Annotated in this window: 10 protein-coding genes; 6 read left to right on the forward strand and 4 right to left on the reverse strand. The window is 68.8% G+C overall.

Annotated elements, in window-relative coordinates; all coding sequences use genetic code 11:
• Nucleotides 1-181: 181 nt before the first annotated feature.
• Nucleotides 182-781 carry a GDSL-type esterase/lipase family protein gene (locus tag P5G52_RS09530; RefSeq protein WP_301226818.1) on the reverse strand — a complete coding sequence of 200 codons (600 nt, stop codon included), beginning with the start codon at nt 779-781 and terminating at the stop codon, nt 182-184.
• Between the two features lie 112 nt (nt 782-893).
• Nucleotides 894-4,760 (reverse strand): multifunctional oxoglutarate decarboxylase/oxoglutarate dehydrogenase thiamine pyrophosphate-binding subunit/dihydrolipoyllysine-residue succinyltransferase subunit, encoded by a 3,867-nt coding sequence (locus P5G52_RS09535; RefSeq protein WP_301226820.1) that lies wholly within the window; start codon nt 4,758-4,760, stop codon nt 894-896.
• Between the two features lie 268 nt (nt 4,761-5,028).
• Here P5G52_RS09535 and guaB1 point away from each other — a divergent pair, with 268 nt between their 5' ends.
• The 6 genes from guaB1 (at nt 5,029) to P5G52_RS09565 (ending at nt 12,250) form a co-directional block, all read left to right on the forward strand.
• Nucleotides 5,029-6,477 carry a GMP reductase gene (gene guaB1, locus P5G52_RS09540; RefSeq protein WP_301226822.1) on the forward strand — a complete coding sequence of 483 codons (1,449 nt, stop codon included), beginning with the start codon at nt 5,029-5,031 and terminating at the stop codon, nt 6,475-6,477.
• A gap of 279 nt (nt 6,478-6,756) precedes the next feature.
• Complete coding sequence (locus tag P5G52_RS09545; RefSeq protein ID WP_301226823.1) at nt 6,757-8,208, forward strand: hemolysin family protein; 1,452 nt, start codon at nt 6,757-6,759, stop codon at nt 8,206-8,208.
• Nucleotides 8,205-9,293: a hemolysin family protein gene (locus P5G52_RS09550; RefSeq protein WP_301226825.1), complete on the forward strand. Its 1,089-nt coding sequence runs from the start codon at nt 8,205-8,207 to the stop codon at nt 9,291-9,293. The genes P5G52_RS09545 and P5G52_RS09550 overlap by 4 nt, the downstream gene beginning before the upstream one ends.
• 97 nt (nt 9,294-9,390) lie before the next feature.
• On the forward strand, nt 9,391-10,422 hold the full coding sequence (locus P5G52_RS09555) for a metal ABC transporter solute-binding protein, Zn/Mn family (protein ID WP_301226827.1): 1,032 nt from the start codon (nt 9,391-9,393) through the stop codon (nt 10,420-10,422).
• An 82-nt stretch (nt 10,423-10,504) separates the two neighbouring features.
• Complete coding sequence (locus tag P5G52_RS09560) at nt 10,505-11,341, forward strand: metal ABC transporter ATP-binding protein (protein WP_301226829.1); 837 nt, start codon at nt 10,505-10,507, stop codon at nt 11,339-11,341.
• Nucleotides 11,342-11,344: 3 nt separating this feature from the next.
• Entirely contained in the window at nt 11,345-12,250 is a 906-nt protein-coding gene (locus tag P5G52_RS09565) for a metal ABC transporter permease (RefSeq protein ID WP_301226831.1), read from the forward strand.
• Nucleotides 12,251-12,323: 73 nt separating this feature from the next.
• On the opposite strand, the gene P5G52_RS09570 is transcribed toward P5G52_RS09565, so the two are convergent.
• Together P5G52_RS09570 and P5G52_RS09575 are read right to left on the reverse strand one after the other, a co-directional pair.
• The gene (locus P5G52_RS09570) at nt 12,324-12,863 is read right to left on the reverse strand and encodes a MarR family winged helix-turn-helix transcriptional regulator (protein ID WP_301226833.1); all 540 of its coding nucleotides are present in this window, start codon (nt 12,861-12,863) and stop codon (nt 12,324-12,326) included.
• Nucleotides 12,864-12,957: 94 nt separating this feature from the next.
• A complete protein-coding gene (locus P5G52_RS09575) occupies nt 12,958-13,503 on the reverse strand; it encodes a MarR family winged helix-turn-helix transcriptional regulator (RefSeq protein WP_301226835.1) in 546 nt (181 codons plus the stop codon).
• Between the last annotated feature and the right edge of the window lie 22 nt (nt 13,504-13,525).

Below are 13,525 nucleotides of genomic sequence, written 5' to 3' on the forward strand. Positions count from 1 at the left end.
TCCTCCGCGGCGGATTGCGGCAGTGACGGCAATCACACTCGGACAGCATAGCGGCAGATCGTTGCCTTCGGACACTCAGTGAGCCAGTGATAACCCAACCGTTACCGGAGGGAAACATGGGGCACCCGAGCACGAGAAAGCCCCCGGGATGCGAATCCCGGGGGCTTCCTGCAGCGTGCCGCTACTCAGGAGCGGGCACGTCGAGCCACTGGAACCAGCCGCGGTGCAGGACGAGCCAGGCGATGAGGCCGTACCCGGCCTGGCCCGGCGTCCCGCCGTTCGCGGCGAGATCGTGGCGCCACTGCTCGTGCGCCAGCAGGGGTGTGAACGTGTCGACGAAGACGTGCTTGCGGCGCGTGGTCACGTCGCCGAACGCCGCGGACAGGTCGGCGAGGCGGCGGTTGCGTTCGGCATCGAGGCCCGGCGGGGGACCGACGACGAGGACCTTGATGCTCATCTGTGCCGCGCCGTCGAGGATGTTGGCGAGGTTGAGCCTGCTCCTCGCGGTCGACAGCTCGAGGTCGAGGTCGCGGTCCGAGAGGCCGATGACGAGGCGGTTCTCGAACCCGTCGCCGAAGCGGCGTCCGGCCTCCTGCAGCCAGCGGTTCGCCAGGGACTCCGTCCCCTCGCCGGGAGCCGCGAGGCTGTAGGCCTCGACGAAGGCGTTGTCCGGCCGGGTCCGGGCCATCACGCGTCCGATCCAGCCCAGTGCCCGCGGATCACCGAGCCCCGCGAGGAGTTCGTCGCCCACTGCTGCTAGCCGGATTCTGCGTTGTTCCACTGGTCCCTCGGTGTACTGGTCGTCGGATGGTGCCGGGCTGCCGGAGAACCCGCGCACGCCCTTAAAGACATCGGGTGGGGCCTGAAGCCCCACCCAACATCATACTGATGGCCTACTGTTGCCGGCCGAACGCCCTCTTGATGAGGAGTTCCTGCTCCACCGCGTGGCTCTTCGCCGATCCCGTGGCGGTCGACGCGGACGCCGGACGCGAGGCCAGGCGCACGCGCCGGTCGAGCTCCTGGGGGAGGTTGAGCCCGATGAAGGGCCACGGTCCCTGGTTCGCTGGCTCGTCCTGCGCCCACACGATCTCCGCGTTGGGGTAGGTGGCAAGGGCGGCCTTGATCTCGTCCAGCGGGAGCGGGTACAGCTGCTCCACGCGGACGATGGCCGTCTTGCCGTCGTCGAGCTTCTGCCGGGAGGACAGCAGGTCGTAGTAGAGCCGTCCGGACACCAGGATGACGCGTTCGACGTCGTTCCCCGGCGTCCCGAGCGTGTCGGGGATGACGGGCTGGAAGGTGCCCTGCGTGAACTCCTCCACCGGACTTGCCGCTGCCTTCAGGCGCAGCAGCTGCTTGGGGGTGAAGATCACGAGCGGCTTCCGCGGGCGGCGGTAGGCGTGCTGACGCAGCAGGTGGAAGTGCGAGGCGGCACTGCTCGGGTTCGCGACCACCATGTTCTCCTCGGCACACATCTGCAGGAAGCGCTCGATGCGTGCAGAGGAGTGGTCGGGGCCCTGGCCCTCGTAGCCGTGGGGCAGCATCAGGACGAGCGAGGAACGCTGTCCCCACTTCTGCTCGGCGGAGCTGATGAACTCGTCGATGATGGTCTGCGCGCCGTTGACGAAGTCGCCGAACTGCGCCTCCCAGATCACGAGCGCGTCAGGCCGCTCCACGGAGTAGCCGTACTCGAAGCCCATGGCCGCGTACTCGCTCAGCGAGGAGTCGTAGACCCAGAACTTGGCCTGGTCCTTGCTGAGGTCGTCCAGGGGCAGCCATTCGTGGCCGGTCGCCCGGTCGTGGAACACCGCGTGCCGCTGCACGAAGGTGCCACGGCGCGAGTCCTGGCCGGCGAGCCGCACGGGCACGCCCTCCATGAGCAGCGACCCGAAGGCCGCAACCTCGCCGAAGCCCCAGTCGATGCCGCCCTCACGGGACATTTGCTCACGCTTCTCGAGCAGTGCCTTGAGCTTCGGGTGGACCGTGAAGCCCTCGGGGATCGCGATGTGCGCCGCGCCGATGTGCGCCAGCGTCTCTGCGCTGATCGCCGTCGGCTGCGCGGCGGACTCGCCGCCGTCCGAGGACTGCTGCGCGTAGGGCCGCTCGAGGTTCGAGACCGCCTTCGGGTCCTTGGTGACGACCGGGATCGGCGACGTCTGGGCCGCGTGGGTCTCGGCGAAGACGCGCTCGAGGCGCTCCTGGTAGTCGCGCAGGGCCTGCTCCGCCTCTTCCTGCGTGATGTCGCCGCGGCCGATCAGGGCCTCGGTGTACAGCTTGCGGACCGAGCGCTTCGCCTCGATCAGGTTGTACATCATGGGCTGCGTCATCGAGGGGTCATCGCCCTCGTTGTGGCCCCGACGGCGGTAGCAGACCATGTCGATGACGACGTCCTTGTTGAACCGCTGGCGGAACTGGTAGGCCAGCTGGGCCACGCGGACCACGGCCTCCGGATCGTCGCCGTTCACGTGGAACACGGGAGCCTGGACCATCTTCGCGACATCCGTGGAGTACACCGAGGAACGCGACGACGTCGGGCTCGTGGTGAAGCCGACCTGGTTGTTCACGATCACGTGGATGGTGCCGCCGGTGCGGTAGCCACGGAGCTGCGACAGGTTGAGGGTCTCCGCCACGACGCCCTGGCCCGCGAAGGCCGCATCACCGTGGATGAGGATCGGCAGCACGGGGAAGCTGTCGTGCTGGTCGAGGAGGTCCTGCTTCGCCCGGACGATGCCCTCGAGCACGGGGTCGACGGCCTCGAGGTGTGACGGGTTCGCGGCGAGGTAGACCTTGGTCTCGTTGCCGGCGTCGGAGGTGAACGTCCCCTCGGTGCCGAGGTGGTACTTCACGTCGCCCGAGCCCTGCACGGAGCGCGGGTCCTGCGTGCCCTCGAATTCGCGGAAGACCTGGGCGTACGTCTTGCCGGCGATGTTGGTGAGCACGTTCAGGCGGCCGCGGTGCGCCATGCCGATGGCGACCTCGTCGAGGCCGTCGTCGGCCGCACCGGAGAGCACGGCGTCGAGCAGCGGGATCAGGGATTCGCCGCCCTCGAGGGAGAAGCGCTTCTGGCCGACGAACTTCGTCTGCAGGAACGTCTCGAAGGCCTCGGCGGAGTTCAGCTTGTGCAGGATGCGCAGCTGCTCCTCGCGGCTCGGCTTGGAGTAGGGGTGCTCCAGCTCGTCCTGGAACCACTGCCGCTCGGCGGGGTCCTGCAGGTGCATGTACTCGATGCCGGTGGTGCGGCAGTAGGCGTCGCGCAGGACGCCGAGCATGTCCCGGAACTTGAGCATCGGCTGTCCGCCGAAGCCGCCCGTGGGCCATTCGCGGTCGAGGTCCCACAGCGTGAGGCCGTGGGTGCGGATGTCGAGGTCGGCGTGCTTGCGCTGGACGTACTCGAGCGGGTTGGTGTCCGCCATCAGGTGGCCGCGCACGCGGTACGCGTGGATGAGCTGCTGGATCCGGGCGACCTTGTTGATCTGGTCCACCGGGTCGACCTGGATGTCGGCGCTCCAGCGCACGGGCTCGTAGGGGATGCGCAGCGACTCGAAGATCTCGTCGTAGAAGCCCTGCTCACCCAGCAGCAGCTGGTGGATGATCCGCAGGAACTCACCGCTGCCCGCGCCCTGGATGACGCGGTGGTCGTACGTCGAGGTCAGCGTGATGGTCTTGCTGATCGCGTGCTTCGCGAGCGTCTTCTCGCTGGAGCCCTGGAACTCGGCCGGGTACTCGAGGGCGCCCGCCCCGATGATGCAGGCCTGGCCCTTGGAGAGGCGCGGGACCGAGTGGACGGTACCGATGCCGCCGGGGTTGGTCAGGGACACCGTGGTGCCGGCGTAGTCGTCGGCGCCGAGCTTGCCGGCGCGCGCCTTCTTCACGAGGTCCTCGTAGGCGTGCCAGAACTCCGAGAAGTTCATGGTCTCGGCCTTCTTGATGTTCGGCACCACGAGCGAGCGCGTCCCGTCGGGCTTCGGCATGTCGATCGCGAGGCCGAAGTTCACGTGGGCGGGCTGCACTGCCGAGGGCTTGCCGTCGATGACGTCGTAGTAGACGTTCTGCGACGGGAACTGGGCGAGAGCCCGGATGATCGCGTAGCCGATGAGGTGCGTGAAGGAGACCTTACCGCCGCGGGCGCGGGCCAGGTTGCTGTTGATGACCACGCGGTTGTCGATCAGCAGCTTGGCTGGGATGGCCCGGACGCTCGTCGCGGTGGGGACGCTCAGGCTGGCTTCCATGTTGGTGGAGATCGCCTTGGCGGGCCCGCGGAGCACGCTGACCTTGTTCTCTTCCATCTCGGCATTGCGGTCCGAGGCGGGAAGCTGTGCCGGGATGGGCTGGGCGGCGGGCTTGTCCTCCCGGGAGGTCTCCGGCTTCTTCGCCGGTTCGTTCGCCACGGGGGGCTTGCCGCTCTGCTGGGTGCTCGCGGGGCTCTCACCGGAGGCCTTCGGCGCGGCAGCCTCGGTCCTCACGACCGGCAGTTCCTTCGTCGGGGGATGCGCGGGGGCAGCCGGTGCGGGCGGGGTGCCACCATTCGACGACGGGGCCGCGGGACGCGTGGCCGTCGGTGCCAGTGCGGGGTTGGCGGGTTCGTCCGCTGCAGTGCGGTCGTTCCCTGCTGCTGTATCTTCTGCGTCGAACGAATCGAACAGGTCCCACCACTTCTTGTCGACCGAGTGGCGGTCTTTCTGGAACTGTTCGTAGAGTTCATCAACAAGCCACTCGTTCCCGCCGAACTCTTCAGGTAGACGGTGGCTGGTTTGTTCTGGCACTTGGTATACGCCTCTTCCGTAAGTTGCCCTGAGCGCGGTGCGGTCGTCAGGATCGGCGCAAAGCCGTGTCTGGACCCTGTCCAAGTGTAGTGACACGAGCAACAAACAAGCCAATCAGGGCGTGTCCGCGAGCGGTGCACGCGGCACTCCGGACGTCCTCCGAGGCCGCGTGGAACGCTGTGCGGAATGCCGCGTCGAATGGGACGGCGGGCGGGAAGGCACTATACTCTGTGCGGCCGTTGTTGCGGCCGTCGATCCAGGGAGAACCATGCGCTTCATCAACCCGCCCACCACCGACCTCACCTACTCCGACGTCTTCCTCGTACCGTCGGCGTCCGAGGTCATCTCCCGCTTCGACGTCGATCTCTCGTCGGACGACGGCACGGGCACCACGATCCCGCTGGTCGTCGCCAACATGACGGCGGTGACCGGTCGGCGCATGGTCGAGACCGTGGCGCGGCGCGGCGGCATCGGTGTCCTGCCGCAGGACGTGCCCGTCGAGGTGATCGCCGAGGTCACGTCGTGGGTGAAGGACCGCCACCCGGTCTTCGAGACGCCGCTCAAGCTGCAGCCCGGCAACACCGTGATCGACGCACTCCACCTCATGTACAAGCGTGCCCACGGCGCCGTGCTCGTCGTCGACGGCGGCGTCTGCGTTGGCGTGGTCACCGCGGCCGACTGCGAGGAGGTGGACCGCTTCGCCTCCCTCGAGTCCGTGATGCGTCCGGCCCCGGCCCCCTTCGAGGCGTCGCTGTTCGACGACAATCCCGCCGTGGCCCTGCAGAAGGCCTTCGAGGAACTCGACGGCGCCCGCGCCTCCCTGGCGCCGGTGGTGCGGGACGGCGTCCTGCAGGGCGTCATCACGCGGACCGGCGCGCTCCGTTCCACCATCTACGAGCCGGCGCTCGATGCGGCGGGCAAGCTCCGCGTAGCGGCGGCGGTGGGCATCAACGGCGACGTGGAGGCCAAGGCCGCGGCGCTGCTGGACGCCGGGGTCGACGTCCTCGTCGTCGACACCGCCCACGGCCACCAGCGCAAGATGCTCGACGCGCTCGCCGTCGTACGCGGCCTCGATCCGAAGGTCCCCATCGTCGCCGGCAACGTGGTCAGCGCCGACGGCGTGCGCGACCTCGTCGCCGCTGGGGCCTCCATCATCAAGGTCGGCGTCGGCCCGGGTGCCATGTGCACCACGCGCATGATGACCGCCGTCGGACGCCCGCAGTTCTCCGCCGTCCACGAGTGCGCCCAGGCGGCGGCCGAGCTCGGCGCCCATGTGTGGGCCGACGGCGGCGTGCGGTACCCGCGCGACGTCGCCCTCGCCCTCGCCGCCGGCGCGAGCCAGGTCATGATCGGCTCCTGGTTCGCGGGGACCTACGAGAGCCCCGGCGACCTGCAGACCGACAGCGACGGACGCCGGTACAAGGAGAGCTTCGGCATGGCCTCCGCGCGCGCGGTGCAGAACCGGACGCGCCGCGACGACGTGTTCGCACGGGCCCGCAAGGGCCTCTTCGAGGAGGGAATCTCCACCTCGAAGATGTACCTCGATCCTGCCCGGCCGGGCGTGGAGGACCTCCTCGACATGATCACCGCCGGCGTGCGCAGTTCCATGACCTATGCCGGCGCGGCATCGCTCGCGGAGTTCCGCGAGCGTGCTGTCGTGGGCGTGCAGTCGGCGGCGGGCTACGAGGAGGGGCGGCCGCTCCAGCAGAGCTGGTAGCGCCCGGCTGTCCGCGATCGGCGTACAGCTCGGGAATTCGTGTGGCGGGCGGCGCCCGAGCCGGTAAACTGGCCTTCTTATGGACAGTCCTTCTAGGGGCCGGCTCGACGCCGGCATACCCTCCTCTCTTGCCCATCCGCTGCCCGAGCCCACTGCGGGACGCCCGGCCGACGCCGGTCCCGACCAGGGCGCAGCGCCCCTCCAGTCCGACGCCGCGGACCCCCTCAGACGCGGGCCGCTGCGTTCCCGACCCGGTGTGACCGAGGAGGGGATGTAGCGGTGGAATGGATCTATCTGGCCGTCGGCCTCCTCCTCGTCCTCGGGACGGGGTTCTTCGTGGCCGTCGAGTTCGCGCTCGTCGCGCTCGACCAGACCTATGTGCAGCGCGCCGTCGACGACGGCGACACGAAGGCCGAGCCGCTGCTGCGGTGCCTGAAGTCGCTGTCCACGCAGCTCTCGAGCTGTCAGCTGGGTATCACGCTCACCACGCTGCTCACGGGCTACGTGATGGAACCGTCCGTCGGGCGGCTCCTCGAAACGCCCCTGGGCGCGCTCGGCCTGTCGGAGGCGCTGGTGGCCTCGACGTCCCTCATCATCGCGATGGTCCTGGCGACACTGCTGTCGATGCTCCTCGGCGAACTCGTGCCCAAGAACCTCTCCATCTCGCTGCCCTTCCGGGTCGGCAAGGCGCTGGCCCGCCCGCAGCTGGTGTTCACGGCCGTCTTCAAGCCGGCCATCATCGTGCTCAACGGTTTCTCGAACCGCATCCTCAACGTCTTCGGACTCGAGGCCAAGGAGGAGATCTCGGGCGCGAGGACGCCGTCGGAGCTCTCGTCCCTCGTGCGCCGGTCCGCCGAGATGGGCACGCTCGACCAGGGCACGGCCACCTTCCTCGCACGGACGTTCAGCTTCTCGGAGCGGACGGCCGCCGACGTCATGACGCCGCGTATCCGCATGGAGGTCATCGACTCCGACCAGACCGTGGCCGACGTGGTCGAGGCCGCACGGCGCACCGGCTACTCGCGGTTCCCGCTCATCGGGGACTCCGCCGACGACATCCGTGGAGTGGTCCACGTCAAGAAGGCCGTCGCGGTTCCCCGCCACAAGCGTGCGGAGCTGCCCGCCGGCACCATCATGACCGAGGTCCTGCGCGTCCCGGAGACCGTGCACCTCGACTCACTCCTCCGCGAGCTCCGCGAGGCGAACCTCCAGCTCGCCGTCGTGCTCGACGAATACGGTGGCACCGCCGGTGTCGCCACGCTCGAGGACCTGGTCGAGGAGATCGTCGGCGAGGTCAAGGACGAGCACGACAAGCTGAAGCCGGGCGTACTGCAGAGCGCCGCGGGAGACTGGTTCTTCCCGGGGCTCATGCGTCCCGACGAGGTCACGGTGCAGATCCCTGGACTCGTGGTACCGGATGAAGCCGGCTACGAGACCGTCGCCGGGTTCATCATGGCCGAACTCGGCCGGGTCGCGGCGCCGGGTGACCGGGTCGAGCTCCCGGCGGGCACCCTCTCGGTCGAGCGCATGGACGGGCGCCGCATCGACCGGGTCCAGTTCCGGCCCGCACCGAAACCTGTGGGGGACCATCACGTGGACAGCCCGGACGGGGTGGCCGCTGACAGCGCCGTCGTCCCCGAACACCAGTCGGTCGACCTGAGCGCCCGCACGCATGACGGGCCGCGGCCCGCCCTCGCCGGCAGTACTGCCGTACGGAAGGACGACCGATGAGCGACTGGGCAGGAATTCTCTGGCTCGTGATCCTCCTGATGGGCAACGCCTTCTTCGTCGGGGCCGAGTTCGCGGTGATGTCCGCGCGCCGCAGCCAGATCGAACCTCTCGCCGAGGCGGGCTCGAAGCGCGCCAGGACCACGATCTGGGCCATGGAGCACGTGTCCCTCATGCTCGCCTGCTCCCAGCTGGGCATCACGGTGTGTTCGCTCCTGATCCTGCAGGTCGCCGAGCCTGCGATCCATCACCTGTTCGTCGTCCCGTTCGAGGCCGTCGGGGTGCCGGAGGGAGTGGCGGACGGCGTCGCCTTCGGCCTGGCCCTGATGCTGGTCACCTTCCTCCACGTGACCTTCGGCGAGATGGTGCCGAAGAACATCTCGGTCTCCGTCGCCGACAAGGCAGCGCTGCTCCTGGCTCCGCCGCTCGTCCTGATCGCGCGCGTCGTCCATCCTGTGATCTCCTCGCTGAACTGGTCCGCGAACCACATCCTGCGTGTACTCGGCGTGGAGCCGAAGGACGAGGTCTCCTCGACCTACACGCTCGAGGAAGTGCAGTCCATCGTGGAGGAGTCCACGAAGAGCGGGCTGGTCGACGACGAGTCCGGGCTCATCACCAGTGCGCTCGAGTTCTCCGGCCAGACCGCCGAGACCACCATGGTTCCCCTCAGCGAGCTCGTCACCGTCCGGACCGATGCGACTCCCGAGGACTTCGAGCGGGCGGTGGGCCGTACCGGGTTCTCCCGCTTCGTGATGGTGGACGACCACGGCAACCTCACCGGCTACATGCACCTGAAGGACATCATGTCGATGCCGCAGGCGATGTACCGCAGGCCCATCACGGAGAACAAGGTCCGCACGCTCGCCAACCTGTCGCTCCATGACGAGATCGAGGACGCCCTCACCGTGATGCAGCGGACGGGCTCGCACCTCGCACGCGTCCTGGGACCGGACGGCTCGACCCGTGGCGTGCTCTTCCTGGAGGACGTGATCGAGCAGCTCGTCGGCGAGATCCGGGATGCGACGCAGAACCAGGGCGCCCGGAGGACGGGCGAGGGCGTCAACGGGACGGAGACCCCCGTCGCCTGAGGGCCGGTTCCATGCTCCAGAGATGCGAACCATTCGCATTCGGGTTATGCTCGGTCCGCTAACGTAAATTGTTCTCATTAGTCTGATCGAGGTCCCGATGCCCCTTTCCCGCCGTCTCGCCGTGCCCGCCCTCCTGGCGGTCTCCACCCTCGGCCTCGCCGCATGCGGGGACGGCGGGTCCGGGGCTCCGGGATCCTCCGGCGCCGACGACGGTGTGCTCACGATCGTGACCCCCACGAACGTGTACGGGGACATCGCCGCAGCCGTGGGAGGGGACGACGTCGAGGTGACGGCCATCGTCACCAGCCTCAGCCAGGACCCCCACTCCTACGAGCCAACCGTGCAGGACAAGCTGTCGGTGTCCGGGGCCGATCTCGTGATCGAGAACGGCGGAGGCTACGACGCGTTCCTCGGCAGGCTCGCCGACGAGACGGGTGTGGCGACGGTGCTCAGCGCCGTCGAGGTGTCAGGCCTCGAGGAGGGTCACGAGGAGGGTCACGAGGAGGGTCACGAGGACACGGACGGCGCCTCCGGCGCTTCTGCCGGCGCCTCCGGTGATGCCTCTGCCGACGCCTCGGCCCACGAGGAAGGCCACCAGCACGGCACGTTCAACGAGCACGTCTGGTACGACCTCCCTGCGATGGTGGGGCTCGCCGACGCCATCGCCGAGGAGCTCGGCCGGCTCGACGGGGACAACGCCGAAGCGTACCGCGAGCGGGCGGACGCCTTCGCCGCGCAGCTCCAGCCGATCCAGGACGGGCTCGCCGCCCTCGCCTCGGACGGACCCGGGGGTGAGGTCGCCGTGACCGAGCCGGTCCCCGCCTACCTCCTGGAGGCGGCGGGCCTCGAGAACGTCACGCCGGAGGAATTCAGCGAGGCCATCGAGGAGGAGACGGATGTCCCTGTCGCGGTGCTCCAGGAGATGAAGACGCTCGTGTCCGGCGGGACCCTCGCCTTCCTTGCCTACAATGGGCAGACCGAAGGATCGCAGACGGAAGCGGTACGCTCCGCGGCCGACGACGCGGGCCTCCCCGTCCTCGACTTCACCGAGACACTGCCCGAGGGCGAGGACTACGTCTCCTGGATGACTGCCAACACGGAGAACATCGAGGCTGCCCTCGCCTCCTGAGGGCCGGGAGGTCCTACCCCGCACCACCCTGCTCGACCCCGGCACGCTCATATGAACCCCGACAGACTGGAAGCCGCACCGCATGACCTCGACGATGCCCGGCCAGGCCTCCCCGGACGGGGCAGGCGGGACGCCGGCGATCCGCCTGCGCGGCGCGGCGCTCTCCTTCGGCGACCGGACGCTGTGGGAGGGACTTGACCTCGACATCATGCCCGGCGAGTTCTTCGCCGTGCTCGGCCCCAACGGGTCGGGGAAGACGAGCTTCCTGAAGGTTCTCCTGGGCCTGCAGCCGCTCGACACCGGCACGGCGACCATCGCCGGCCGGCCCATCACCCGCGGCAGCCGGAACCTCGGCTACATCCCGCAGCAAAAGTCCTTCCCGCCCGAGACGCCGCTCCGGGCCCGGGACCTCGTGGGCCTCGGCGTCGACGGCCACCGGTGGGGCCTGAGGATGCGCAACCGCCACTACGACGAGACAGTGCACAGGCTCCTGCGCGACGTCGGCGCGGAGTCCTACGCGGACGCCCCTGTCGGGCTGCTGTCCGGCGGCGAGCAGCAGCGGCTGCGCGCGGCCCAGGCACTCGCCACGGACCCGGCGGTACTCCTGTGCGACGAGCCCCTGCTGTCGCTGGACCTGAACCACCAGCAGGCGGTCAGCGCCCTCATCGACCGGCAGCGCCGCGAGAAGAACAGCGCCGTGGTGTTCGTGACCCACGAGATCAATCCCGTGATCGACTACGTGGACCGCGTGCTCTACCTCGCGGACGGCAGGTTCCGCGTCGGGTCACCCGCCGAGGTCATGACCAGCGAGGTGCTCTCCGAGCTCTACGACAGCCCCGTCGAGGTCCTGCACAGCAACGGCCGGATCGTCGTCGTCGGACTGCCCGACGCCACCACCCACCACCACGAGAGCGCCTAGGCCATGGACTTCCAGGAGATCTTCAGCGCCATCTTCACCTTCGACAACTACGCGCAGCTGCTGCCCCTCGTCCGGAACTCGCTGATCGCCGGAGCGGTCCTCGGGCTGCTCGGGGGTCTCATCGGGATGTTCGTGATGATGCGGGACCTCGCCTTCGCGGTCCACGGCATCGCCGAACTCTCCTTCGCCGGCGCGGCCTTCGCGCTCCTCGCAGGAGCCAACGTGGTCGCCGGTTCGCTCGTCGGGTCCGTCCTCGCCGCGCTCGTCCTCGGGCTGATGGGGATCCGGGCACGGGACAGGAACTCCATCATCGGTGTCGTCATGCCCTTCGGCCTCGGCCTGGGGATCCTGTTCCTCGCCCTGTACGAGGGCCGCGCTGCCAACAAGTTCGGCCTGCTCACCGGGCAGATCGTCTCGGTCGACGACGTGCAGCTCAACCTGCTCGTCGGGTGCGCGGTCGTCGTCATCCTCGCGCTGACCGCGATCTGGCGGCCCCTGACCTTCGCCAGTGCCGACGCAGACCTCGCGGAAGCACGTGGGGTACCCGTGCGGGGACTCTCGATCCTCTTCATGGTGCTGCTGGGGATCGCGGTGGCGCTGTCCATCCAGGTCGTCGGAGCACTCCTGGTCCTCGCGCTTCTCATCACGCCGGCCGCCGCGGCACTGAAGGTCACCTCGGCGCCCGGTCCCGCCGTCCTGCTCAGCGTGGTGTTCGCCTGCACATCCGTGGTGGGCGGCATCCTGCTGGCGCTCGGCGGGCGCATCCCGATCAGTCCTTACGTGACCACGATCTCCTTCGCGATTTACCTCGTGTGCCGCTTCATCAGTTCGCGGCGATCGGCGCGGCGGTCCAGGAGTCCGCGGGTCGCCGAACCCGTGCCGGGACGTGCGGTGCCGACAGGTTCCTGAACCAGGAGCCCCGGATGGGGACCTGACCGGGTCCGAGCCCTGGGCGCGGGCCGACGGGTGAGGAGGCTCGGGTTCAGGAGCCGGGGACGCGGTCCGGCTCGCCGACCGCGTCGGTGATGGCCTGCTCCATGCTCCGCAGGAAGCGGGTGACGGTCTCCGTCTCCTCGCGGGTGAGGCTGTCCGCCGCCGCCAGGACTCCCCGTTTCTCGATGTCGAAGGCCGCCTGGAATTCGTCGGTGGCCTTCTCGCCCGGCTCGAGGATGACCGCGCGGCGATCGACGGGGTGACGGCGCCTGCGGATGTAGCCGGCCCTTTCGAGGCGGTCGATCACGAGGGTCGTCGATGCGCTCGAGATGCCGAGTGCGAGTGCGAGTTCCTTGGGGCTCGCGCCCTGGTCCTGCTGCCATACGGCGAGGAGGTAGCGGAGTGCGGCGAGGTCCGTCTCGTTGACGTTCAGCCGCTGGCTGAGGCTTCGACGGAGTCCGCTCTCCACGGCGCGGTAGGCCCTCAGTGCGTTGAGCACGTCGACCCCGGTCGCGGGCCGAGCGGCCGCTCCTTCTCCGGACGGGGGGTACCAGTAGCCGGCTCCCTGCCGTGCGTCCGAAGGTTTCATGGCTACAGTTTAGACCATCTAGTAGTTCAGCTCTCTAGGTAAGCGCTGTTTTCCCTACTTCCAGACGGTTTTTCCCTTCTTCCAGGATGCCGGCTCAAGCCCCGGGGCGTTCCGGCTCCGGGAACGAGAAGTCGAGTTCGAGCATGGCCTTTCCCAGGTCGTCGAGGAAACGGCGGATGGTGTCGCTCTCCTCGGGTGAGAGGGCGGCGGCGATCTCCATCATCCGCTCGTGCATCGTGCCCATGGTCGAGCGCACCTCGTTGTCCGTGGCGGCCGTGGGCCAGATCTCGATGGAGCGTCCGTCGGTTCCGCTCCGGCGCCGCTCGGCGTGGCCGCTCTTCTCGAGGCGGTCGATCAGGACGGTGGTGGCGGCGGTGGAGATCTCGAGCTCGCGCGCGAGTGCGGCGGCGGTAAGAGGGCTTCCCGCCTGCCCTGCGCGGAGCATCAGGCGCAGTGCCGTCATGTCCGTCTTCCCCAGGTGCATCGAGTCGCGGCTCTTGCCTCGCATGAAGCTCTCCGCGTTGCGGTAGCAGCGCACTGCCTCGACCAGGCCCTCGAGGCGACCGGAGTCCTCGCGGACACCGGATTCGGCTGCGAACGTGCTCGGCTCCACCGGGGCGGAGCTGTCGGAAGGCGTCACGGATCCAGCCTAATGGACGGCA

The organism is Arthrobacter burdickii (assembly GCF_030433645.1).
Classification (GTDB): domain Bacteria; phylum Actinomycetota; class Actinomycetes; order Actinomycetales; family Micrococcaceae; genus Arthrobacter_D; species Arthrobacter_D burdickii.